The following is a 24,121-nucleotide window of genomic DNA, read 5'->3' on the forward strand; positions in this document are numbered from 1 at the left end:
AAGAAAACCAATTAGCTATCGCATAGACGCTGGACTGCTATCGGGGGCCCAACCATCATCTCCCACGAAAGTCGATTTGCTCTCGAAACACGGTGCAGACGACGTTGTCATTTCGTCCGAAGGTATTGCCGAACAAATATTGGATCTCACCGACGGTGTCGGTGCCGACGTAGTTCTGGACAACGTGGGACTGGCAGAAGTCTTCGACGGCACCTTCAAGGCGTTGCGTCGACGAGGTCGCTACGTCATGACAGGGCAGCTGAGGCGCGAGAAAATCTCACTGTATCCAGCATTCGTATTCTTCAAGGAAGCGGTCTTGACGGGCTCGGCGTCGACGACTACGTCGAGTTTCCGCGGCTCGCTGGACCTCCTTGCCAGTGGATCCGTCCGACCGGTGACCCGCACATTCGCGTTGCACGACGCCAGCGCCGCACATCGAGCGGTCGACCGATCCGAGGTGCTCGGTCGAGCCGTACTGATTCCGTCCTAGCAGATCCGCACAAGGGCGGCAGGGAGCGGTGCGGGTTGTCTGTCAGGAGCAACCCGCACCGACCAATCACTCGCGTGAGGACCAGCGCTCGAGAACCGTCTGCGTGCTTTCGTTGCTCCTCGGCTCCTGTACCTTGCTCGGCGTCCTGTCGAACCGAGGCGATGGTGCCGGCTGGAGTACACCGTCGATTTCGATGTACGTGCACCGCGCGACGTTGTGTGGATGTGCTGCAGCTTCCTCCATACTGAACACTCCCGTCGCACAGGCCTGGGTGCCGTCGAAGGCATCGACCCACTCGTCGAACGTCCTAGACGCAACAGCTTCGGCAAAGAGCAATTTCATTGCCGGCCAACGTGACCGATCGAATTGCGGTGCCAGCAAGTCAGGGTCGATACCTAAGACGTCGACCAATTCGCGATAGAATTTCGGCTCCACCGACCCGAAGGCCATGTGACGACCATCCTTCGTGGTGTACACCTCGTAGAACGGGGCACCCGTGTCGATGACATTTGTTCCGGGCGGGTCGGTCCACGATCCGCGATCCATCCAGCCCATGATCGAGGTCATCAACAGAGCCGTCCCATCGAGCATCGTGGCGTCGACCGTTTGACCTTTGCCCGAGCCCACTCGTTCGAGCAACGCCGACAGCACGCCTACGACCAACAGCATTCCGCCGCCGCCGAAATCGGCCAACAAATTCAATGGCGGCAGGGGACGTTCGCCCTCTCGCGCTATGTAGCGAAGAGCGCCGCTGAGCGCCAGATAATTGACGTCGTGGCCCGCGGCGTGCTTCAGCGGCCCGGTTTGTCCCCAGCCGGTCATCCGAGCATAGACGAGGCCGTCATTGCGCAGCTGGCATTCAGTCGGTCCTAGGCCGAGTCGCTCCATCACTCCGGGCCGGAAGCCTTCGAGCACCACGTCGGCCTTGGCGATGAGCGACAGTGCACGTTCTCGGTCACCGGCATCTTTGAGATCCAGCTGAATCGCTGACCTGCCTCGCCAGATCGGAGTTTTTCTGTCGGCCATCCAGGCGATGTCCTCCGAGTCCGCCGAAGGGGCGCTCGTCGGCGGATCGATGCGGACAATGTCGGCACCCATGTCGGCCAACATCATTGCTGCAAAAGGAACCGGTCCCAGACCTGCCATCTCGACGATTCTTACACCTTGCAAAGTGCCCATCAGTATGTTTCCCTCATCGTCGTGACCCCTTCATCACAAGGGGTTGTCGTTACCCGATCAAGTGAATCGACGGGGAAGTCATCTGTCGATCATGGCCGAGCTCGCGAAAATCGATTTGTACTCCAGGTAATTCGACAACGCTTCCGGCCCGAGCTCTCGCCCGATTCCGCTGTCTTTCATTCCCCCGAACGGAGCGCCCAGATCGAGATTGTAGTAGTTGATGCCGATCGTCCCGGTTCGTACGCGTCGCGCAACCTGCAGGCCCCGATCCTCGTCCGCGGTCCATACCGAGCCGGCGAGACCGTAGTTGCTGTCATTGGCAATGCGAATCGCCTCGTCGTCTCCGTCGTAAGGAATGATCGCAAGAACGGGCCCGAATACCTCTTCCCTCGCCAAAACGTCGGAATTGTCGACGTCCGCGAACACGGTCGGTTCCACGAACCAGCCGCGGCTGATTCCTTGCGGTGTTCCACCGCCGGTGATCAGGCGCGCGTCGCTGGCGTTTCCCGCCTCGATGAAGTGGCGAACACGGGCGAGCTGGGACTCGCTCGCCATGGGTCCACACGTGACTGCCGGGTCGAGGGGATTTCCCACGGTCATGCTGGACGCGTAGGCTGCGACAGCGTCGACAACCTCGTTGTATCGAGCGCGTGGGGCAAGAATTCGGGACTGTGTGGTACACGTCTGACTGTTGTTCATGAATGACGCGCCGCCAAGCCCTTCTACGAAGGTATCGAGGTCGGCATCGTCAAGCACGATCGACGCCGACTTTCCACCCAATTCCAACGTCACTCTTCGTATCAGTCTGCCGCACTCCGCCCCGATTGCACGCCCCGCTGCCGTCGATCCCGTGAAGGCGACTTTGTCCACGCCAGGATGCGACACCAGATAACCCCCGACCTCTCTGTCTGCAGCGACAATATTGAGAACACCCGGGGGAAGCCCTGCCTCGAGAGCTGCGTCGGCGAGAACGTAAGAGTCGAGCGAGGTTTCCGGGGATGGCTTGAGGACGGCTGTGCATCCTGCCGCGAGCGCAGGCGCGATCTTGGTCATGGCCAAGACCTGGGGATAGTTCCACGGCGTGATAGCAGCAACTACGCCTACGGGTTCACGGCGCACGATCGTAGAGCCGGACGGGCTGACGCGAGTCTCTTCCAGCGCGACATCGCGTATCCACCCGGCATACATGCGGAGTAGACCTGCGGGAGCAGCTCCGTTGAAGGCAGTGGACAGAGCTATTGGCATCCCGTTTTCACGGCTGACCAAGATGCTGGTTTCAGATGCGCGTGAATCGAGCGCGTCCGCGAACCGCATCATGGTCGCGGCCCTCTCTTCGGCCGACGAACGCCCCCACGGGCCGTGGTCCAAAGCTGACCGAGCCGCAGTGACGGCGGCGTCGATGTCGGCTTCGGTTCCGAGAGAGGCAGTTCCGAGAACGTCCCCGGTGGCGGCTTCCACAGCTCGGTGGGTACGTGTCGAAGCGGGACTGGTCCACACGCCGTCGATGAAGAAGGCAGTGCGGTCGGCATCAACCGTGCGGTCCGATGTTAAGGACATGGTTCCTCCTGTTGAGTGATTCAGAAATTATATATAATGAAGCGGAGCATGCGGGAGAGTTGCATCCCATATCTACTTAATATGCATGCGACAGTGCGTAGTTCGTATCGACCCGCATTTCCTCTCGTATCCGCTGTGAGAATATTCTATACTATCGTACACGAGGGAGTGACCCAAGACACAAGAGTTCTTGCGGGGCTGCCACCCGCGGCAGACGATTTCCGTTGCCGCGCCGGTACAGCAGTGCCGTGGCCTCGTAACGCCGAGAAGGGGCGAGAAACACATGAACGAACTGCACAACGACGATCGCTTGTTGAGGGGCCTCGAGATTATCGAGCTCGGGGAAGGGTTGACCAGCTCACTGTGTGGCCGGATGCTCGCCGATCTCGGTGCGACGGTTGTCAAAATCGAGCCACCAACGGGCGATTGGCTCCGGGAGTTCGAACCCCAGCGCGCAGGTGTATCGCTGGCATACCGGCAATGCTCGTTGGGGAAAACGGTACTGCGCCCTCCGTCCATGGAGGCTTATCAGCGAGCCGTGCAAAAAGCCGTATCGACAGCGGATGCCGTTTTCGACCATCCCTCGTCTCACGCTGACAAATCGGCGCTCACGTGGCTACGAACGACTGCAAGCATCGTGATGTGTACCATCTACGACGGCGGGTTCGGAGAGTCGACGCTGCTGGGCGAGAACGGCGTTCAGGCGACGACCGGCTTGTGCGGTTACCTGGGATCAGTACTCGAACAACCACGCAGCGTGCGAGCCGATGTTGCTGGGATTGCGGCGGCGACGTTTGCCGCGCAGGGAATTCTCGCGGCACTGTTGGCGCGTGGTAGAAGCGGAGTCAGCTGTAACGTCGAGGTGTCGACGACGAGAGCGATTGCAGCGATCAAGTCATTGACATGGGCAGCGCAGCATTCCCCCGACACGTGGACCGGCTTCCACTGCAACGCCGAAACAGGCCCAGTGCAAGGGCCCTACACTGCATCGGACCGACCGATTTCGTTCGATCTGGGTGGCGTCGACATGCCGGACTACCGTCGACTCGCGGACGAACTCGGCCTCGACATCGACATGACCGGGCTTTCACCCTCGGACATCGCCGGTTTCGGCGATGATGCAGTGCGCTACAAGGCTGCAATCAACGGGGCCATTGCGAAGACAAGTGCACATGATGTCGGTCTTGCGGTTCAACGAGCCCGGGGCATCTCGGTGCCTTACACCTCGTTGGCCGATGTGACAGGCACCGAACAGATTCGATCACTGGACGCCTTCTACGAAATGTCCGGGCCCGATGACGTCGCGGTCAAGACTCCGATCCGAAGTGTCTCCGCTCCAGCGATCGAGAAATCGGCCCTCCGATCTGGCACAACTGAGAAGGAATTGTCGGCGACGGATGGTCCTCTCGCTGGGGTCACGGTCATCGACCTCGGAATTGCTGGCGTCGGGCCCTGGGGAGTAGCGCTACTTGCCTACTTGGGCGCGGAGGTCGTCAAGGTCGAATCTCCCGCAGGTGACATGATTCAACAGGTCGAACCAGATCAGAATGGGCACCGCACCACATATGCCGCGCTGAATCTGGGCAAACAGATTCGCGTGCTCGATCTCAAGACGACTGAGGGACTCGATGCACTGAAGCGAGCCATCGTGACCTCGGATGTCATCGCCGAAAATTTCAGACCAGGGGTTATGGCTCGACTAGGCCTCGACGCCAAAGAGATTTCGACCTTGAATCCACGGATCGTGAGCTTCAGTGCCACCGGTTATGGTGTCGAGGGGCCGCTTGCTGCGCGACGCGCAACTGACGGTCATATCCAGGCTCTGAGTGGATTTGCTGCAGCCAATGGGCGAACCGGCACACCGGAAGTACTTCGCTACAACGGTTTTCTCGATTTGTTGACGTCCACGATGAACTCACTAGGAATTGTTGCGGGCTTGCTGCACACACAGCGCACGGGCCGTGGAGCCAGAGTTACCAACACCATGCTCGGTACCGCCCTGTTCGCAGAACAGGTCGCACTGGCATCGGCTGTGGCCGGTATCGAGGAACCGACGAACCTCAGTGAACGAGCCGAGTACGCCCCGGCAGGGGCCTTCCCGACCAAGGATGGGTGGATCGCGGTCGACGTGCGGAACGATCGCGAATGGAAAGCGCTGCAGTCTGTCCTCATCCCTCGTGCCGGGGACTCGGCAACCGAGAACTTCGAGACCAACTCGGCTCGCTGCAAGAACCGAGAAGCCCTGCGTCGATGGATCGAATCGAGAACGCGTCAGCTCCCCACCCGCGCTTGGGTTCTGCTGTTCGACAGGGTCGGTGTGCCGGGAGCAGCGTACACGCGAGACGCAGAGAACCTGGGCCGAGCAGAGGCGGGCGACGACAGTCTGATCGCGTCGACAAGCGACGAACTCTACGGGCCACTGTTCGTCGGATCCCCACCATGGGTGTTCTCCGATCTCGCCTGTTCGGTTCCTCCACCACCGCGTCCGTTCGAGGACACCTCGAACGGGACAAACAGAGTTGGAGCTGCACAGTGAGCGTCCATGTTTCCCATCATCCGGCCGTGCTCAGCGCGCTGACAGCTGCGTTACCCGACGGCCGCGTAATCGACGACGTCGACCTGATGAGTGCGTACACGCACGACGAAGCAGAGTGGGCACCCTTCGTCACGCCCGTTGCGGTGGTGCGTCCCCGGACGGAAGGTGAGGTGCAAAACGCGGTCAAGGTCTGCGCGGAGTTCGGAATCCCGATTGTACCGAGAGGGGGCGGAACCGGCCTGTCCGGCGGAGCGAACGCAACACCGGGTTGCGTCGTGATCGCGATGGACCAGATGAACGAAATCAAGGAAATAGACACAGACGAGCGACTAGCTGTCGTTGGCCCGGGCGTCATCAACCACGATCTACGTCAAGCATGTCTGGAACAAGGATTGTGGTACCCACCGGACCCATCCAGCGCAGCGTGGTCGAATATCGGAGGCAACGTCGCGACCAACGCCGGCGGAATCTGCTGCGTCAAATACGGTGTGACACGGGACTACGTGCTCGGCCTCCGCATCGTCACGGCCACCGGGGAACTGATCACGGTCGGCCGAAGAACAGCCAAAGGAGTGGCTGGTTACGACCTGGTCGGACTATTGGTTGGATCGGAGGGGACACTCGGCATCATTACCGAGATCACCGTGCGACTACTACCAGCTCCGTCTGCCTCCCGCACGGTCGCCGGATATTTCGATTCTCTCGTCGATGCGGGCCGCGCTGTCAGCGCCGTCTCGGCAGCCGGACTGACCCCTTCTGCCCTCGAACTGATGGACCGCCAAAGTCTGATAGCCGTCGACGAGTGGAAGAACATGGGCGTTTCGACCGAAGCCAATACGATACTGCTCAGCCGCAGCGATACACCGGGTGCGGAAGGCGAGAAGGAAGCTCTCGCCATCCTGGCCTGCTTTGAGCAGGAAGGCGCATCGTGGGCAGCGGTTTCGACTGACCCAGAGGAAGCTGAAGCGCTCTTCGAGGCGCGCCGCCTTGCTTATCCAGCAATGGAGCGTCTCGGACACGTAATTACCGAAGATGTGTGTGTGCCGAAAATGGCTCTGCCTGAGATGCTGGCCCGTATCGAGGCGATCGCGTTGAGGCACGACACCACTATTGCCAACGTCGCTCATGCCGGAGACGGTAATCTTCATCCGATGCTGCTCGTACGGCGTGGCGACGCAGGCGCCCGCATCCGTGCCGAATCGGCATTCATGGACATCATCACCGAAGCACTGGAATTGGGAGGCACCGTTACCGGTGAGCACGGGGTCGGACTGTTGAAGAAAGACGGTTTGGCACAGGAGCTTTCCGCTCCGGTTCTTGCTCTTCATCGTGCAATCAAGACCGCGATGGATCCGCTGGGGATACTCAACCCTGGCAAAATTTTCTGACTCGGTTTGCCCCGTAGTCGAGCCCGCCCCCGTAGTCGGGAGCGGGCTCGACTGGGCTCAGGGGCAGATCACCCTGCCGTTGGAGCGGTCGACGAGACGGTGTCCGTTTTCAGAGCTGCGAGCAGTTCTCCGCGCGCGCTGCGATACTTTTCGACGTTGTCTGTCTTGATGCTCTCGTAGCCACGCACCATGTCTGGCAACTCCGCGATAGAGACGGCGATACCGAGGGTGTCCGGAGTGAGTTGCTGCGCGAGGTCTAGCAGTGTAGCCGTGTACTCCGCTACCAAATCGCGCTCCAAACGACGGACGTGAGCGTATCCGAAAACATCCAACTTGGTGCCTCGGACGCGGCGCAACGCCACGAGGAGCCGTAGCGCAGGCCGGGAGCGGCGTCCAAAGGACAGCTTGTTCTTCATTCCCAGCGCTCGAAGAGCGGGCGGATGCAAACGCACGGCCGCCTTGTTTCGGCGTCCGAAATTCTCCTCCAGATGAGCCTCGAATTGAGGATCCAGGGCAAGCCTGGCAACTTCGTACTCGTCCTTGTAGGCCATCAACTTGTAAAGATAGCGTGCGGCGGCCTGGGTCAGTTGCTCTGAATCTGGAACAGCCGACTGCTCCATGACACGGACCTGTGCGATGGTCGTGCAGTACCGAGTCGCATACTCCTCGTCCTGGTAGGCCACGAGATCGTCGACCCGCGCCCGGAGCACGTCAACCAATGCGCCCGTTCGATTTTCGGTTACGGTACCGATCAGGTCGGTCGCAAACTGCGAGGGGAGCGCAGGAGCGCGCGTCGCGGTCTTCAGGTTGCGACTGTCGAGATCCTTCCGTAGTCCCTCCGGATCGCTGACCGCTTGGCGTCCGCGTCGGAACGCCTGCAAGTTGGTCGGTACCGACGCGCCGTTCAAAACAATTGCCTGCTCCATAGCGTCGGCACTCAGGGGTATCGTGCTGGCCTGAAACGCCGCACCGACTGCGATCATGTTGGAGTACTGCTCGTCATCGAACATATCTACGGCCAGTGCGCCTGGATCTAGATAATAGCTTCGTGCGCAGGCAGTCTCGATAGCCGTCTGAATTACTGTCCGGTCTGGAAAAGAGACAGCCGTGTCCACGATCATCTGACCTGTCGGGATCTCGGACGTAGAGACCACTGCGGTCGTGAGAGATCGAGATGCCACTTTCAAATTGCTTGGCTCTGTACCGACCAGCGAGTCACACACCACATACAGATCACATGATTCTGCGGCCACCTTGTTGGATTGTTCGGTGGAGGACCTGGAAATCTTGATGTCCGAGATCACCGCGCCCCCCTTCTGTGCCAAACCGGTCTGGTCGAGGCTGCGAACGCTGTGCCCATCCAAGATCGCAGCGGTGGCCAAGATCTGCGCGACGGTGATCACTCCGGTTCCGCCGACACCCATAATGCGGATATCGAAGGCATCGGTCTCCGTCCGGTCGGGAGACTGCAACTGAGCGCTATCGAGGTCTGTCATCGGAGCTTTCTTCTCCGCTGGGCCTGGCACTACTGTGACGAAGGACGGGCAATCGCCGTCGAGGCAGGAGAAGTCGAGGTTGCACGATGACTGGTGGATTTCGGTCTTGCGGCCGTACTCTGTTGCGACAGGTCGGACCGACAGGCAATTGGACTTCGATCCGCAATCACCGCACCCCTCACAGATTCGTTCGTTGATGACGACGCGCTCCGCCGGGGTCTCGACCGATCCTCGCTTTCGTTTACGCCGCTTCTCGGCTGCACATTCTTGGTCGTGGATCAGCACGGTGACGCCGGTTACCTCTGCCAACTCGCGTTGAACGTCAGCGAGACTGCTGCGGTCGCGGACTTGGACGTCCTTGGGAAGTTTGAACGATTTGACTCGGCGCTGGTCTTCGGTTGTTACGACGATCTTTGCTACGCCTTCGGCCTTGAGTAGCTGCACCAAGCGGTCCAATGGCATGCCACCGGTGGGGTCTTGCCCGCCGGTCATAGCAACGGTCGCATTGAAGAGAATCTTGTACGTGACATTGACTCCAGAAGCGACGGCTGCGCGCAGAGCCAAGCTTCCGGAATGCATAAAAGTACCGTCGCCGACGTTTTGAACGAAGTGGTCTTCTTCCAGAAACGGTGCCATCCCGATCCACTGGGCACCTTCTCCGCCCATCTGGGTGACGCCGAGAACGTCACCTGCTTGGTCCTCATCCATAACCAGCACCATCGCGTGGCAGCCGATTCCGCCTCCGACAATGGTGTTGTCATTGACCTTGGTCGATGAGTTGTGCGGGCAGCCGGAACAGAAATACGGTGTTCGGTTCATGATCGGCAGAGGGATGCGATGATTCCGTGGTCGATCGCGCCATCGTAGGACTGGGTCGATCTCGTATTGCTTACCAAGTCGGCGGGCGAGCCCGGTGGTGACGGCATCCACGTCGAGTTCTCCGTTGGCGGGAAACAGGGTCAGCCCAGACGAGTCGATCTTGCCGGTAACCATCGGAGCGTTCGCGCGGCCGTATAGTGCTTCTTTGACTGCGCTTTCGATGAACGACCTCTTCTCCTCCACCACTACGATTTCGGTCAAACCGTCCGCGAATTCGCAGATCGCACGCTGATCGACGGGATAGACCATTCCCAGCTTGAGAATACGAATGCCGAAGCTGTTGAGGTCGGAGTCGTCGAGTCCGAGCGTGGTGAGCGCATTGCGCACATCCAAGTACGTCTTGCCGCTGGCGATGATGCCGATCCGATCCGAGGTGCCCTGTATGACCGTCCGATTGAGTTGGTTGACGCGCGCATACTCAACCGCCCGCGGTAGGCGTTTGGTGATCTGACTTTCTTCCAGTGCCGCCAAGTTTGCACCCATGAGTTTCGCGGATGGAACGTGGGTGCTCGTTCCTAGCTCACCAAAGGTTGGATCGAGACGCAGCGGATGTACGTCGGCAGTACTGGCACCGTCTGCTACCGCTGTGGCAACCTTCAACGCCGACCACAAACCGGTGAATCGGGACAAGAATACCGCGTGCATGGAAAGATCCAAGATGTCCTGCGAATCGGCAGCATAAAGGGTCGGAATGTATAGATCAGCAAGTGCCGCCTCGGATGCGCAGGGGTACGTCGACGATTTCGCGGCGGGATCATCACCAACAAGCGCGACAACGCCTCCAGCAGGATCGGTACCGATGAGATTCGCGTGCCGGATTGCATCGGTCGCGCGGTCCAGACCCGGCGCCTTGCCGTACCAATAGCCGGTAACTGCGTCAACCTTCAATGTGCCTGCCTGACGTGCAAGCTGGGTTCCTGCTACCGACGTCGCGGCCAACTCTTCGTTCACCGCAGGTTGATGTATGACTCTAGAGTCCGCCAGGAGTTTCCTTCGCCGCATGATCTCGAGATCGTAACCAGCCAGCGGTGAGCCCTCATATCCCGAGACGAAGCTCGAGGTGGTTACGCCAAGTCGACTGTCGTGCAGGGCGCGGTCCCGGAGAGTGCGAACCAAAGCTTGAATTCCAGTCAGGTAGATGCTGCCCTCTTCGCGAAGATACTTATCATCGAGACTGAAGTCAGGTTGGCGAAGTAAATTGGTGGACATTAGGTGTGCTCCTAATCTTTCGTGGGGTCAAATCTCGTGACAACGGAGGCCGACGTGCTCTCGATGTGCGGCTGCAATGATGCTTGTCACGCTAACGCGCACACGGTCCGTCTGGGCGTAATTCCTGTCCGTTTGAACCAGATGTACAGTCAATGGAGAAACGATCCGTCTCATTTCGAGCATCTGGTTCGAAAAGGTCGCCCACCGCCCTGTCACCCTGAACAAAAGGCACAGTCTATGGATACGTTCGGCTACAGCAGCAAACTTGATCGACTCGACCTCGAGTTGTTGTCGCTGATGGTGGCGGAGCCCTCGGTAGGTGTACGCGAATACGCACGTCGACTTGGAATTGCAAGGGGCACAGCCCAATCGAGAATCGACAAAATGGTCAACGCGGGAGTGATAAAAAGATTTGGTCCAGACGTAGATCCGGCTGAACTTGGGTTTCGCATCCTTGCATATGTTCGACTCAATGTTGCTCAGAGTAAACTTGAAGAGTGCCTGTCACATCTTCGTTCCATACCGGAGATTGTGGAATGCAGCTCAATTACCGGTGATGCAGATCTACTCTGCAGGGTCGTTGCGCTAGACCATGAACACCTCGAGCACGTATTAGAGGTAATTTTTTCGACCCCAACGATAATTCGGACGCGTTCAGAGATATCACTGAGCAGCCGCATTCCCATGAGGATAGCGCAATTGCTCGACGTCGCACGTAAATCGTCTGCGTATCCGCGCGCAGGCGAAAAGGGTGGTGCGTGATAGCTGCTCTTATGGTCAACCCGTAGAAGACGGGCCGTACTGCGAAAGGATATCCGCAACTATCGACTCGGCAGACTCGTTCCGCCGGCTCGACTTCGAGTTCAGGATGCCGAAAATGGGGTCCCACGATACGATTTCCATGTTCGATACCTGCCCATGGACTACATAGGGATCGGTTTCCAAGAGCTGATTCAGCACTTGGTCGTCGCTGCAGTGGAAGATCAGTGCAGCCGTGCGTATCGCCGTGTCTCGTTGCGTTGTGGGCCCGGAAGCAAGCAGTACCCCTGCGTCGACCTGCTCGACGATCCAATCGAGGTGGGCCGCGAGGTGTTGCTGCCATCCAACCGGGTCCGGGTGTGCGTAGGTTACCGCGAACAGGCTCATCTGTTGTTCCTCCAAAGGTGCAGAGATTCGGGGCTGCGTCGTGAAAATATTCTATACTATTGTGCCGAGTGAAGTGAGGCCTGCGTCACGGTGAGCATGACACGCGGGGGTATCTGGGCCGTGGACGGCGACAAAGGAGCGAGGCCGGGCCGATGCTGAACCGGGCCATCAGCACCGAGGCGACCGACGACATCCGACGCGGCAAGCGACGGATGTCCGTATTTCCTTCAGATGCTCAGCTGCGAGCTTTGATAAGCAGCTCCGGATCGCCGGACTCTCGCCCTGCTCGACGACGCCGAGACCACAATCACTTAGCGTCGCGATGTAATAGGCGTTTTGGGGTCAGCCGATGCGTCCGTGACACACGCGGAGGGCGCGGCCATCAGGTGGGGATGCTTCCCGCAATGAATGTGGTTTCCCACCAATGCATCCACGTCGCTGCGCCGACTCTGCGGCGTGTCGATCAACCGGCGCGATATCACGACGCCGAGTTTGTCGTGCAGAAATTCCAGCGCCTCTGCCGTCGGGTCCCTATCCCGAGGACCTTCGTCAGCACGGCGGCCAAGGTTAGGGGTTCGAATCCCTTCGGGCGCACAGAAGAAAGGGCCCCTGATCTGCGAACATTCGCAGATCAGGGGCTCTTTGTCTGTGTTGGATGTGCCGCCCGCTCAACAGAAACGACCTGTGCGGAAGCGATTGTGTTGACAACTGCACTCTGCACGATCGTCAGCCGCGAGCTGGAGATCCCGCCGGCCGTCGCCAACGTTCGGTACTTGGGTGGCGGCGATCAACCACCAGCACCGCGCCACCGGGCATTGGTCTCCGTCTGCGCACGAACTCGTCACCGCGATCTGTCGGGGATACGGCGGCAGTACGCCGCCGCGGGGACCGACCCCGCACCCCGCGGGACCCATTTCTGGCAGTGATTCGACTCAACTAGTTCGCCTTGCAAAAGGTGATGAGTCGAGATGCGTCGTGTGCCAAGGTCTTCGCCCCCCTCTTCCGGGGGTGACGAACTATGACACCGATCACATAGCGTCTGGATTCGTCCCCACATCACATGTGTCGGCATCAATCCTAATGGAGAACCCATGACTTCAACCTCACCCGACGACGCGGTAACTCGTACGTCTCCGGCGCCTCCTGCGGCACCCGGCACCAGCGTTCGCAAAGTAGCGATCGCGAGTGGAATCGGCACGACGATCGAGTTCTACGATTTCTTCATCTACGGAACTGCCGCAGCACTGGTGTTCCCGACGGTATTCTTCCCCGCCCTGGGAGCGACTGCGGGAACTGTCGCCTCCTTCGCCACGTTCGCCGTCGCCTTCATCGCCCGTCCCGCGGGCGCGGTGCTGTTCGGTCACTTCGGCGATCGAATTGGGCGTAAGAAGACGCTGATCTCAACGCTGCTGTTGATGGGTATCTCGACGTTCGCTATCGGCCTGCTTCCGGGTGCGGAGACTATTGGTGTTGCCGCCCCGATCATCCTGGTGCTGTTGCGCTTCGGGCAAGGCTTCGCAGTCGGAGGAGAGTGGGCCGGAGCGACCCTCCTGACGGCGGAGTACGCGCCCGTGAAGAAGCGTGGTTTCTACGGAATGTTCCCGCAGTTGGGACCGTCGGCCGCGTTCATTCTTTCAAGCGCGACGTTCCTCGTGACCGGAGCGGTCTTTGGCGATACCAACGAGGTGTTCATCGACTTCGGCTGGCGAATTCCGTTCCTGTTCAGTGCGGTTCTGGTTCTCATCGGCCTCTACATGCGGTTGGCGATCGAAGAGACGCCGATCTTCCGTGCCAACAAAGAGGTCGAGAACCGCTCCGCTGCGCCTGCCAGGCTCCCCATCTTCGAAGCCTGGCAGGTCCAGAAGAAGGAAATCCTCCTCGCCGCAGGCGCACTGGCGTCGCTGTTCTCCCTGTTCTACATGGGCACTGCGTACCTGACCAGTTACGGCACCAAGACTCTCGGGTTCGACCGGCCGTTCGTCCTGTGGACAGGCATCATCGCCGCGGTCGTGTTCGGAATTGCGATAGGCATTTCCGCGACGTACTCCGACCGTGTCGGTCGACGGCGAGTCATCATGACCTCCTGCGCAATTGCTGTTCCGTGGGCATTGGCTCTGTTCCCGCTGCTCGATACCGGCAGCGAAGTTGTCTACGTCGTGTCGATGTGCATCACCCTGGGAATCTTCGGGATTGCCTACGGCCCAACCGGTGCCCTGCTGCCGGAGCTGTTCCAGACACGCTTCCGTTACACCGGAGCCGGGTTGGGCTACAACCTCGCCGGCGTTCTCGGTGGTGCGATTCCGCCGCTGCTCGCGGCGCCGTTGACCGCGCAGTATGGAAGCATCGCAGTCGGCGTCATGCTCGCTCTCTTGTCGGTTCTAAGTCTCGGATGCACCAAGGCTCTGGTCGAGACCAGAGAAGTGAGCCTGGCCTGACATTTTCGGACCAGCGGCTCGGGAAGGTGTTTCTCACACTTCCCGAGCCGTTGTTCTTGACGCGATGCACCGGCGTATGCCGGGGAACTTGCCGTGATCTGTGATGCCCTGGAGGTCGATCCTGACATCACGCGCCGGTCTCACTGCGGCGGGCTGGGTGCTAGTCGTAGATGGCGTCGGCTCCCGTTCGCCTCAGTTCTTCCAGGCCTGCCCGGAACTGGTCGAGGTGCTCGGGGGAGTGCCCGATCCAGTCGAGCATCTCTCAAACAGCGTGTGGTGTGCGTCGACACGAGTTCTCGACCCCCACCGATCCACGATCCCAGTAGCCGGGGCAGCGCGATCAGCAGTAGCAGCGGTACGAACCACGCGGCGAGTCGAAGCGCGGTCATCCACCACGTGCGGCGGGCGGCCGCAGAAGCCCACGTCCCGGCACGTCCTACCGTGTACACCCCAATTCCGATGCTGATCAGTGTCAGGGCGGCCAGTGCCAGGTCGATGTAGAGACGCGTCGCGGCAATCTCTTCTCACGCAAGGTCTCGTCGCTGATGCCTGACGTCTGGCTCAGCAGTTCTCGGACAGTGATCTTCGAGCTGCGGGGGTCGTCCACCTGGAAGTCAGGCAGGTACGACCGCACCGGTTCGTCCAGCGCCACGTCCCCAGACTCGACCAGCTGCATAACGGCGAGCGCTGTGAAGGACTTGCTCACCGACGCCACCGGCATCGGGGTGTGCGCCGTCATGTCCGTGCCGGTGGAGTCGTGCCCGTAGCCCGCAGTCAGGAGAACGTCTTCCACCTGGGTGATCGCGATCGAGACCCCGGGGTACCCGGCCCGGTCCATGTAGTCGGTTACGTACTGCTCGATCTCAGAGGATCGAGCTGGGTGGGCGCTGCCTGCGCCGATTGCGTCGGCAGCAGGACCGTGGCAACCGCCAGGGTCGCTCCGACTAATCCTCGGACGAGTCGAAGTCGCATCCTTGAACGCTACGAATTCGGTACCGCCCGCACCTGACCCGAAAGTCGGTCGGCACCCCCGACCTTCGTCAGGGGTTCGGTCGACGATCGCCGCTTCCAGCAGCGTTTTGGCCCGGCGCCTCAACTCGGCCCGACAACCTAGAAACTCGACGAGAGCTGACACAAGAGCCCTCTCATCTGCGTAAACATTGTGCGGCACGGTCGGTTCCCTCGTCGCTGCGGGGCATCCTTCTTCATTCGCAAGCCAGTGGGCCTCGGGTGTGGAGGTGCAGCGGTGTGGAGGGTCGAAGCCAGCTGTCGAGTTCTATGTGAGACAGATCATTTGGACGCGAAAAGGTCCTGGTAGGGCGCAGGTTCGGTCGCTTACCGACGCACATTGGATATTTTCCGGTGGTACATTCCTCGCGTTGTGACCGAGCACAATTGGTTCGACATTCGCAGGTCCATCGGTATCCCGTCGGGGGGTACTTCATATCAGGGAGACAAATTATGGGCTTCATCGCATCGATCATTGCTGACGTCATCTTTCAGCTGATCACCTCCGGTAGCGCCGAGAGTGGAACCACCGCTGCAAGTTCCGTTCTCGGAGCCTGAAAAGAGGGGCTGCGCCGGAGCTTTACGCCGGCGTAGCCCGTTCCGGCGTTCACGTGAAGAAGGTCGACGTGTGTCGAGGTCGAGATTTCAGTCGCGTACGACACTATTCACATGAGGTTTACGCCATGGTCGCCTGCGGGTCCATGTTCGGCAATCGATCGGCAGTGCCGTGGAACCCTGGAATCTGGTGTGGGACATCGAAACCTACAGTCGTCAAGATCTCTTGGTCGAATTCGTCGAAAGTTGCGGGTCCGATGTCGATGTCCCGCGTCGGGTGAACTGCCGCGCTCTTCTTCGTAGTGCCTATGGAGCGCAGCGCCGCAGGCAGCGAAATCCTCCCGGCAGTGGACGAAGTCGTGTGCATTGGCTAACCTAACTTCCAACTGACTAGGAAGGCCTGCCGTGCCAGCACTGCTCGATAGTTCCAGACCGTGTGCGTCGTCGATTTCCGCTGCTTTGACTCGACGTCGTTTCCTGATCGCCGGCTCCGGTGCCGCGGCGTTGACGCTGGCAGGCTGTGGCGACCGCACGCCGGCCGGTGCTACGGTTGACGAAAGTTCACGCACGGTCACGACTCCGTTGGGGACCTATGAGATTCCGGCTACGCCGTCGCGTGTGTTCGCGGTGGATTCTCGTGTCGATCTCGAGACCGCGCTTGCGCTCGGATTCGAAGTTGTGGCAACGACATTGCGTGAACCCGCTCCATGGGTGCCGGCACCGGCGGGGATCGAGATACTCGACGGACCGGTTGTGATCGAGCAGGTGCTCGCACTGGATCCGGATCTGATCATTTGCTCCGGCGAAGACGACGGTCAGTACTGGCCGACCCGGAAGCTCCTCGATCTCGCGCCTGTCCTTCCCACAGCATTCGACACCCCGTGGAAGGACGATCTGAACAAGGTCGCGGACTGGGCCGGTCGCCGGGGTGTGGTCGACGAACTGTTGGCCGAGTACGAGCGACTCGTGTCAGAAGCTCGTTCGAGGTATGGAACGCTGTTCGCCACCAAGAAAGTGGTGTACCTGCAATATATTCCGGCGACCGGCACGTTCGCGGTCAACACCGAGGGACGTCTGCAGCCGCAGGTGCTCGCTGATCTCGGAGGTTCACTACTTGGCGAGCAACGGGCCTATGCAACCGATCAGGAAGTCTCGATCGAACAGATCGGTCAGTATGCCGACGCCGACGGGATATTCCTTCAAAACCTGAGTCCGGAGCCGACTTTGGCGTCGATGACCGATCTGCCGCTGTGGAAAGAACTGCCAGCGGTTCGTGCCGGACGGGTGATCGAGAGTCGCGGCAACATCAATTACGGCGGAATTTACAGCGCACAGGAACTGGTCCGTAACTGGTCAGCCCTGTACGCCACCATGGAGTGAATACGCCCGCCTCAGCGGCCATCTCGGCTCAACGGAAGGGTCGACCAATCGATTCGCTGCACCTCGAATCCTCGGGCGTCCCTCATCGCGGGATCGATGATCGCGACGCGACGACGAAGACGTCGCCACAGCAGCGGGAGAACTGTGGAGTCGTCGAGATCGCCGGCGGCAATCTGCTGTTCAAGTTCTGCGGCCGCACTCTGCCAATCGTCGCACCTCACGCCGAGGACCTTCTCTTCATCGGCCCGGTCGGCCGACTCGGCAGATACCTCGGGTTCCAGCGTCGACAGCGTCGTCGAGGATGCGGAAGCGCAGACTCGTGCAGCGGACCTTCGCGGTGAGTACGTAGGCTCAGATCTGCAACGGGGCCAGTGTCGATGCCTTCCCCCTCGGCGATCACTTCGAGGCAGATCAATAGCGACATCACCGACCATGCCTCCCACTGCGCCATATCGAATTCGGCTGGGGATCCGCGCGTGCGCCCGCCGAGAGCATTGCCGTCAGCAACGCGAACCGTACGGCGTGGAAGTTGATGACCGACTTGTCCAGCGACGTGTCGCGCATCCTCAATGCACCGAGGTCTGCCAATGGATCACCGAGACAGGAGAACTCCACGTCCATCAGAGCCTCGACCCGGCCCTCGTGGTGAAGGAATTGCCCGGCGTCGAAGTGAATCCAGGTCGTCTGCGGACGTCGTGAGTCGGCCGGGATCGTCGGTCACGGACGTCACTGGCTCGCGTCGATCATCGTGAGCACGGCCTTGACCGGCCGGTCGGTCCGGTTGCTCCACGCGTGACCGCCCCCGGTTTGCACAAATGTGTTGCCCGCCTTCAGGACTACCTCGGTCGTTTCCAGGACGGCGTGAAGCTCGCCCTCGAGCACCGTCACGACGTCGACGGTGTCCGTTCGGTGGGATCCGGCGGCATGGTCGTCATCGGAGTCGGCTGCCCCTGTGGTCGCGAGCGCCGCGGCGTAGGCCGCGGCTTCCTCCTTCCATTGGTTGTCGGGGGGAAAAATGGCAACCAGTACCTTCAGCCCAGTGGTAGGCGGTACGACCGAGTATTCCTCGGAAGAGCCGGCAAAGGCAGGAGTGAAGGGAGTGGGGACGCTATCGCTGACCCACAGGTCGTTCAGAGTCGCGACCGGCGTCACGACTCGGTGCGGGGTCGGTCCGTCGATGTCGACGCAGGATCGGCCGTCATCGGTAGTTCCGGCGATCACGACACGTGACGGTAGGTCGTGATGGTGGGGGGCTTGTGGACACGAGGTCTCCTTGCGGGTGGGTCACTGGAGTCGAGCAGAGGTACGAGGGGCGGCGCCGTGCGGCGGTGTACTCGGTGGCCGCTCCGAAGGGCGCCAAGCGCTGTCCCAGTCGATGTCCCGCCGCAGGACGGACTTGAGGATCTTGCTGGCTGGCCGCGTATTCGTCCGGCAGGGCAGTCAGTACGGCCGTCGACTCGGTAGCCCCGAACCCGTTGACGAGGCGTGCAGCAGGAAATTTCGCGCGCAGGGCGCGTACCAGCCGCGGCGGCACCGGAGCACCACCGAACATGATTCCGCGTACATACGAGACGTCCACGGCATCTGCACCCGGTGCTTCGAGCATTCGGCTGAAGATGGTGGGGACGGAGATCAGGATGGAGATGTGCTCACGCGCGATGAGGTCGATCAACGACGAGACGGTGAACGACGGCATCACGACGCACGTGCCGCCGGTCGCCAGCGCCGTGACCATCTGCGTGTGGCACCCCGTTACGTGCAAGAGGGGGACCGAGATCAGATTTCGGTGACCGCGCAGCTCGCTCGTCACCGCGACGTACATTCGCCGGGTGTTCTCCACTGCCGAGTTGACGTTGCGGTGTGTCATGGCAACGCCTTTGGGGCGGTCCGTCGTGCCACTCGTGTAAAAAATCGCGACGACGTCCTCCGCGTCGCGTGCCGGCGCGCGAAACGGCTGACCGGACGGCAGACCGTCAGGGTCGTCGAGCAGCATGGCGGTGAAACCACTCATGCGACGACCTCGTTCCTCGAGCAGGCGGAGTTTCGTGCATGTGCTGCCAGTCAGAAATCGTGGCGAAAGCGCGGTTGGCGGTCGCCATGGCGTTTTCGGATGCAGAGCCGGACTTCACTCGGATCTTCCAGATGGATGTCGCACTGATCGCGCCGGTTCCGGGTCACTATGCCGCCATGCGTGGTGCGCGCGACTCGATGCCTGCCCGTGTCCGACTTGCTGGTGACTTCCTCACTCACTCGGGTATCGAGGCAGCAATACTGGCAGGCGAGCGCGCCGCGATAGATCTCCACGCGATCGCGCCGCACCGTGACGGTGCCGAATAGGGGTCGCGTCGAAACCCTGTCGCCGAGTAGATCGCCGAGAACAAGACGCTGGAGGTAGCGCGATGATCGTATGGCGCGCAGTGCCGACGACATCGTTCGTCCGCTCCATGCCCGGCCCGCCCCGTCGACCGTGAAACACTGACTCAGTGTTCGGCCACCAGCCGGTTGCTCACCGAGCCGATGTTGTCGATCTCGACGCTGACGTGGTCTCCCGGCTTCAGGAGCAGCTGGGGCTTGCGGCGGTACCCCACCCCGCCAGGGGTTCCGGTGAGGATGACGTCGCCGGGTTCGAGCGTGGTGAACGTCGAGATAGTGGCGATCAGATTGGGCACCGTGAAGAGCAATTGGGACAGATTCGACTCCTGCACCTTCTCGCCGTTGACGATTGTGCGGATCCCGCAGCCTGCGAGGTCCACCTCGGCTGGGCAGACTATGCGCGGTCCGAGAGGCGTGCTCGCGTCCCAGGCCTTGCCCTGCATCCACTGGTGGGTCTTGTACTGGAAGTCGCGCATCGTGATGTCGTTGGCAACGGTGTAGCCCAGGACGTGATCGAGAGCGTCCTCCTCGGTGATGCGGCGACCACGTCGCCCGATGACCACAGCCATCTCGCCCTCGTAGTCCACCTCGGAACTCTCGGGCGGAACGACGATGTCGTCGTAGGCGCCGATGAGGCTGGAGGCATACTTGGGAAACATGACCGGGTACGTCGGGAAGTCGCGCTTGGTCTCGACGATGTGGTCGCGGTAGTTGAGTCCGACGCAGATCACCCGCGCAGGGTCGGTGACCACCGGTAGCACGCGAACCTGGTCGAGGGCGAGAGCATGATTCGTCATCCTCTCCGCCGATGCGAGGGTCTCGATCGTTGTGTTGCGGCCGATCTCGGAAACGCCCTCGAGTGGAATCAGCGAATCACCGTCCACTTCGCCGACACCGCGAACTTCGTTGTATTCGTAAGAGACATAAGACATGTCAGATATCGCTTTCGCTCGTTTTGCGCCAGCTCGCGAGCTGGCCACCCCACAGGTTCACCGACGCGGGGACCGGCCGCCAACGGCGCGGAACGTATTCCACTCGGTCGTCGTGGAACTTCTCCATCTCCGCTGACAGCTCGATGTGATTTCCGGCCGGATCGTCGAAGAAGACGAAGAGGTTGTTGCCCGGTCCGTGACGACCCGGCCCCCACACCACATCGACACCGAGATCGGTCAGCCGATCGCACCAGGACTTGAAGTCCTCCCACTCCGCCAGATCGTAGGAGTAGTGATCGAGGTCCCCAGGGTGTCCGTTCTCGACCACGGCGAGGGTGTGATGGTCACGATCGCTGCGCAGCCAGGCGAACTTGCCGTCGTCCAGTTGATCGGAGATGCGAAATCCGACCGTGTCGACGAAGAACGAGACCATCGCGACGAGGTTGTCGGTGCCGAGTGTGGTGTGCTGGAACTTGATGGGGCGACGTCCTGGATCAGCGGCGTTCTCGCCCTGGCGATGCACCGGACCGTGGAAGTGCACAGGAGTGCCGTCGGGGTCGACGACCTGGATTCCGGACGGCGCCCCGACGGCGTTGTCGACGACAGTGGGGTCGAGGTCGGTCACCTCGTGGCCGGCCGCGACGAGGCGTTTGGCGATGCCCTCGATTCCGTCGACATCTCGGACCTCGAAACCGTAGTAGGCCAATCCTTTCGGTCCTTCGAACAGGTCGAGGACGTGGTGCCCGAAGCCCCAACCCAGCCGAAGACCACCGCCTGCCAGATTGTCCTGGATCGTCAGTCCAACGGTGCGGCCGTAGAAGTCCGCGGCATCATCGATGTCGGGAACGGTGAAGCCGATGTGCGACACTGCTGTTCGAGTGAGGGTTCCTACGGCACCGCGTTCCTGCAGGGTGACGCGAGTGGGTGCGTGCATGTCAGAGTTCCGCCTTTCGGGGCGATGGTCGGGAGGGTTGTGCAGTCATGTCGGTCTCCTGTTGGTTGCGGACGAACGGTGGGTCTTCCGGGCTCCGCGGGATTCCGCCCGGTATGACGAGGGCAATGAGCGCGGCGAGAACGCTGGCTCCCACACAGACGTAAATGCTGGTGTCGAGACCGAGTTCGAGTGCGGATCGGGCGAGCGGAGCGACCACGTCGGACGCAGGTCCGAGGTCGGCGTTGGCCACTGCCAGTGGCCCACCCTGTTCGTTGACTCCGGTGGCCACGCCTGCGACATCGGGCGGCAGCGATCCGTCGGACAGGCTGGATGTGAGGGTTGCACCCGCGACTCCGAACGCGACGGCGCTGACGATGGCCGGACCCAAGCTCTGACCGGTTTCACGGACGAGACTGGTTACTGCGCTGGCCATCCCGGCGTAGTCGATGTCCACCGCGCCGACTGCTACGGCGGTGAGTGCGGTGAACATAGTGATGAATCCTGTACCGAGCAACAGGATTGGACCGGTCATCGCCAGCAGTGAGGTGGAATCGCCGGGTAGCTGAGCCATCCAGAATTGACCGATCGCGAGAGCCAACAGCCCGGTCACGAGCAGAGTTCGGGCCGCGATGCGCATCAGCAATCGAGGCAGGAGCGGCGTGAGCAGAAGGGGGACCGCCTGGATCAGCGCGAACGGCAGGGCAGCTTGCAGTGGACCGACGTGCAGTATCGCCTCCAGCTTCACGCTCAGTGCGTACGCGGTTCCGATGAAGCCGAACATCGCGAGTAGGCCGATTGCGGCCGCAGCGGCGAACGACGGGGTTCGAAACAGATTCAGGTCGAGCATCGGCGTACGAGCACGTCGCTCGCTGACCACGAACAGAATTCCTGCCGTGATGGCTATGACGAATGCAGCGATGATGGTCGGGTTGGCGAATCCATCGACGGATCCTTGAATGACGGCGTACAGCAGGGCAAGTAGCGACACCGCGATGGTGATCTGACCTGGCCAGTCGAGGCCGCGCCCTGCGGGATGGCGCGAATCGACGATGACGAGTGCACTGACTGCAGCGGTGACGAGCCCCAGCGCGGCCGGAACGGCGAAGGACCAACCCCAGCCGAAGTGCTCGGCGGCGAAACCGCCGATCAGCGGCGCGATCATGGCTCCGAACGCGAGACTGACGGCCCAGTACGAGAGTGCACGCGCGCGGTCTTCTCGCGCGGGAGTGGCGGAGACCAACATGGCCAGGGACGTGGGAAAGATTGCTGCAGCGCCGAGCCCTGCGATCGCCTGCCCGGCTATGAGCTGCGTGAGTGTTCCCGATGTTCCGGCGACGACGTCGCCGGCGAAGATGAGGACGCCACCCCAGACGAGCAATCGTTTGCGGCCGAACATGTCACCGAGCACGCCGAAATTGAGTTCGAGTATTGCGGTGGGGAGGATGAATGCGGCTGGAATCCAGGCGAGCGCTGCGGCGCTGGCGCCGAGGTCACGCTGAATGACTCCCAGCAGGGGGGCCGCCAAGGACACTCCCATCTGAGCGACACCGATTGCGAGGCAGCACGCGAGGAGCGTGCCCCGATCCAGCTTCTGAGCGTGGTTGGCGGGGACGCCGCCCGATCGTGTTGATGTCATGGGGTTCCTTGTGGGAGATGGAAGATGATGTCCTATAAATCAGGACGTATGTTCCTTAATATAGGACAATAGTCATGGCGCAGATCACTTCTGTCAATAGCTTTGACCCGGAAAATCTCGCATGTCGATTGCGTGTTCCTGTATTTCAGGAATACGGTGGTGAAATGGCAACGGATTCGAGCGGGTACCGAGAACGCAACAGCACGGCAGATCGGGCGTTGGTCATCCTGGGTCTGTTCACCGAGGATCGGCTGCAGATCAGTGCGAACGACGTCGCCGAGGCGCTTGGCAGCGCCAGGTCCACCGCGTACCGATACCTGCAGACGTTAGTGGCGGCCTCGTTCCTCGAGGAAGCTCCGGGTGGCGGATTCCGACTCGGTATCGGCGTTCTCGAGTTGGCCAGGCTGGCCCGGCGTGGGTACGGGTTGACCGCGATCGCGCAACCGGTGATGCGCGCGCTCGCGGACGAGGTCGGCGAGACCGTCCTTCTCACGCGCCTGGTGGACGACACTGTGGTGTGCATCGAGCGATGCGAGGGCGCGAAGCAACTCGTTCGGCTGAGCTACGAGCGAGGCAGTCGGTTGCCGATCAATGCGGGCGCATCGGCGCTCACCTTGCTGGCGTGGTTGCCCGAGAAGGAAATTCGAGAGCTCCTTGGCCGACATGCCCTCCAGCGCTTCACCGAACGAACGCTCACCGATGTCGATGTGCTCGTGAAGCGCCTCGCGGAGATTCGGACTGCCGGCTACGGCATGACCGTGGCCGAGGTCGATCCGGATGCAACTGGAATCGCGGCTCCGATTTTCGACGACAGCGGTGCAGTGGCCGCCGCGCTGAGCATTGTCGCCATTCGTCGACGTGTGCCGGAAGATCGGTCGGAACTGCTGGTCAACGCCGTTCGCGCCGCCGCCGACATTCTGTCTCGGAAGCTGGCGGTCGTGAGATCATGACTTCCGCTAGTCCTATTTAACAGGACTCTATTCCTATT

The 24,121-nt window shown here is 60.9% G+C and carries 21 protein-coding genes; 8 read left to right on the forward strand and 13 right to left on the reverse strand.

Translation table 11 applies throughout. The features are described from left to right. The first annotated feature begins 34 nt into the window (after positions 1 to 34). Positions 35 to 490 (forward strand): zinc-binding dehydrogenase, encoded by a 456-nt coding sequence (locus ACODSO_RS26305; protein WP_489039638.1) that lies wholly within the window; start codon positions 35 to 37, stop codon positions 488 to 490. Between the two features lie 66 nt (positions 491 to 556). Here the strand turns inward: ACODSO_RS26305 and ACODSO_RS26310 are convergent, their stop codons facing one another. Together ACODSO_RS26310 and ACODSO_RS26315 are read right to left on the reverse strand one after the other, a co-directional pair. Further along, on the reverse strand, positions 557 to 1,669 hold the full coding sequence (locus ACODSO_RS26310) for a CaiB/BaiF CoA transferase family protein (protein ID WP_489039608.1): 1,113 nt from the start codon (positions 1,667 to 1,669) through the stop codon (positions 557 to 559). A 78-nt stretch (positions 1,670 to 1,747) separates the two neighbouring features. Continuing rightward, positions 1,748 to 3,226 carry an aldehyde dehydrogenase gene (locus ACODSO_RS26315; RefSeq protein ID WP_489039609.1) on the reverse strand — a complete coding sequence of 493 codons (1,479 nt, stop codon included), beginning with the start codon at positions 3,224 to 3,226 and terminating at the stop codon, positions 1,748 to 1,750. 283 nt (positions 3,227 to 3,509) lie between these two features. On the opposite strand from ACODSO_RS26315, the gene ACODSO_RS26320 reads away from it, so the two are divergent. Both ACODSO_RS26320 and ACODSO_RS26325 read left to right on the forward strand, forming a co-directional pair. Further along, positions 3,510 to 5,762 carry a CoA transferase gene (locus tag ACODSO_RS26320; protein WP_489039610.1) on the forward strand — a complete coding sequence of 751 codons (2,253 nt, stop codon included), beginning with the start codon at positions 3,510 to 3,512 and terminating at the stop codon, positions 5,760 to 5,762. Beyond that, a complete protein-coding gene (locus ACODSO_RS26325) occupies positions 5,759 to 7,150 on the forward strand; it encodes an FAD-binding oxidoreductase (protein WP_489039611.1) in 1,392 nt (463 codons plus the stop codon). The genes ACODSO_RS26320 and ACODSO_RS26325 overlap by 4 nt, the downstream gene beginning before the upstream one ends. 68 nt (positions 7,151 to 7,218) lie before the next feature. Here the strand turns inward: ACODSO_RS26325 and ACODSO_RS26330 are convergent, their stop codons facing one another. Further along, a complete protein-coding gene (locus ACODSO_RS26330; protein WP_489039612.1) occupies positions 7,219 to 10,734 on the reverse strand; it encodes an indolepyruvate ferredoxin oxidoreductase family protein in 3,516 nt (1,171 codons plus the stop codon). A gap of 237 nt (positions 10,735 to 10,971) precedes the next feature. Here ACODSO_RS26330 and ACODSO_RS26335 point away from each other — a divergent pair, with 237 nt between their 5' ends. Next, on the forward strand, positions 10,972 to 11,496 hold the full coding sequence (locus ACODSO_RS26335) for an Lrp/AsnC family transcriptional regulator (protein ID WP_489039613.1): 525 nt from the start codon (positions 10,972 to 10,974) through the stop codon (positions 11,494 to 11,496). 15 nt (positions 11,497 to 11,511) lie between these two features. On the opposite strand, the gene ACODSO_RS26340 is transcribed toward ACODSO_RS26335, so the two are convergent. Next, on the reverse strand, positions 11,512 to 11,880 hold the full coding sequence (locus ACODSO_RS26340) for a YciI family protein (protein ID WP_489039614.1): 369 nt from the start codon (positions 11,878 to 11,880) through the stop codon (positions 11,512 to 11,514). 1,091 nt (positions 11,881 to 12,971) lie between these two features. Here ACODSO_RS26340 and ACODSO_RS26345 point away from each other — a divergent pair. Beyond that, entirely contained in the window at positions 12,972 to 14,315 is a 1,344-nt protein-coding gene (locus tag ACODSO_RS26345) for an MFS transporter (protein ID WP_489039615.1), read from the forward strand. 472 nt (positions 14,316 to 14,787) lie between these two features. On the opposite strand, the gene ACODSO_RS26350 is transcribed toward ACODSO_RS26345, so the two are convergent. Then, positions 14,788 to 15,486, reverse strand: a complete 699-nt coding sequence (locus tag ACODSO_RS26350) for a serine hydrolase domain-containing protein (RefSeq protein ID WP_489039616.1) — start codon at positions 15,484 to 15,486, stop codon at positions 14,788 to 14,790. A gap of 513 nt (positions 15,487 to 15,999) precedes the next feature. Next, positions 16,000 to 16,245, reverse strand: coding sequence for a hypothetical protein (locus ACODSO_RS26355; RefSeq protein WP_489039617.1), 246 nt, complete (start codon positions 16,243 to 16,245; stop codon positions 16,000 to 16,002). A gap of 38 nt (positions 16,246 to 16,283) precedes the next feature. Here ACODSO_RS26355 and ACODSO_RS26360 point away from each other — a divergent pair, with 38 nt between their 5' ends. Then, positions 16,284 to 17,258 (forward strand): ABC transporter substrate-binding protein, encoded by a 975-nt coding sequence (locus tag ACODSO_RS26360; RefSeq protein ID WP_489039618.1) that lies wholly within the window; start codon positions 16,284 to 16,286, stop codon positions 17,256 to 17,258. 11 nt (positions 17,259 to 17,269) lie between these two features. On the opposite strand, the gene ACODSO_RS26365 is transcribed toward ACODSO_RS26360, so the two are convergent. From ACODSO_RS26365 to ACODSO_RS26380, 4 genes are all read right to left on the reverse strand, one after another. Continuing rightward, the gene (locus ACODSO_RS26365; RefSeq protein ID WP_489039619.1) at positions 17,270 to 17,479 is read right to left on the reverse strand and encodes a hypothetical protein; all 210 of its coding nucleotides are present in this window, start codon (positions 17,477 to 17,479) and stop codon (positions 17,270 to 17,272) included. A gap of 202 nt (positions 17,480 to 17,681) precedes the next feature. After that, the gene (locus ACODSO_RS26370; RefSeq protein ID WP_489039620.1) at positions 17,682 to 17,879 is read right to left on the reverse strand and encodes a hypothetical protein; all 198 of its coding nucleotides are present in this window, start codon (positions 17,877 to 17,879) and stop codon (positions 17,682 to 17,684) included. A gap of 105 nt (positions 17,880 to 17,984) precedes the next feature. Then, on the reverse strand, positions 17,985 to 18,479 hold the full coding sequence (locus ACODSO_RS26375) for a cupin domain-containing protein (protein ID WP_489039621.1): 495 nt from the start codon (positions 18,477 to 18,479) through the stop codon (positions 17,985 to 17,987). Continuing rightward, entirely contained in the window at positions 18,457 to 19,269 is an 813-nt protein-coding gene (locus tag ACODSO_RS26380) for an AMP-binding protein (RefSeq protein WP_489039622.1), read from the reverse strand. Before ACODSO_RS26380 ends, ACODSO_RS26375 begins: the two co-directional genes overlap by 23 nt. Positions 19,270 to 19,328: 59 nt before the next feature. On the opposite strand from ACODSO_RS26380, the gene ACODSO_RS26385 reads away from it, so the two are divergent. Continuing rightward, positions 19,329 to 19,595: a hypothetical protein gene (locus ACODSO_RS26385; RefSeq protein WP_489039623.1), complete on the forward strand. Its 267-nt coding sequence runs from the start codon at positions 19,329 to 19,331 to the stop codon at positions 19,593 to 19,595. A gap of 143 nt (positions 19,596 to 19,738) precedes the next feature. On the opposite strand, the gene ACODSO_RS26390 is transcribed toward ACODSO_RS26385, so the two are convergent. From ACODSO_RS26390 to ACODSO_RS26400, 3 genes are read right to left on the reverse strand one after another with little or no spacing between them, the layout of a single operon-like run. Next, entirely contained in the window at positions 19,739 to 20,563 is an 825-nt protein-coding gene (locus ACODSO_RS26390; RefSeq protein WP_489039624.1) for a fumarylacetoacetate hydrolase family protein, read from the reverse strand. Between the two features lies 1 nt (position 20,564). Continuing rightward, positions 20,565 to 21,497: a VOC family protein gene (locus ACODSO_RS26395; RefSeq protein ID WP_489039625.1), complete on the reverse strand. Its 933-nt coding sequence runs from the start codon at positions 21,495 to 21,497 to the stop codon at positions 20,565 to 20,567. 1 nt (position 21,498) lies between these two features. Continuing rightward, positions 21,499 to 23,133 carry an MFS transporter gene (locus tag ACODSO_RS26400; RefSeq protein ID WP_489039626.1) on the reverse strand — a complete coding sequence of 545 codons (1,635 nt, stop codon included), beginning with the start codon at positions 23,131 to 23,133 and terminating at the stop codon, positions 21,499 to 21,501. 164 nt (positions 23,134 to 23,297) lie between these two features. Here ACODSO_RS26400 and ACODSO_RS26405 point away from each other — a divergent pair, with 164 nt between their 5' ends. Next, complete coding sequence (locus tag ACODSO_RS26405) at positions 23,298 to 24,083, forward strand: IclR family transcriptional regulator (protein ID WP_489039627.1); 786 nt, start codon at positions 23,298 to 23,300, stop codon at positions 24,081 to 24,083. The last annotated feature ends 38 nt before the right edge of the window (positions 24,084 to 24,121 follow it).

The organism is Rhodococcus sp. FG69 (assembly GCF_057808915.1).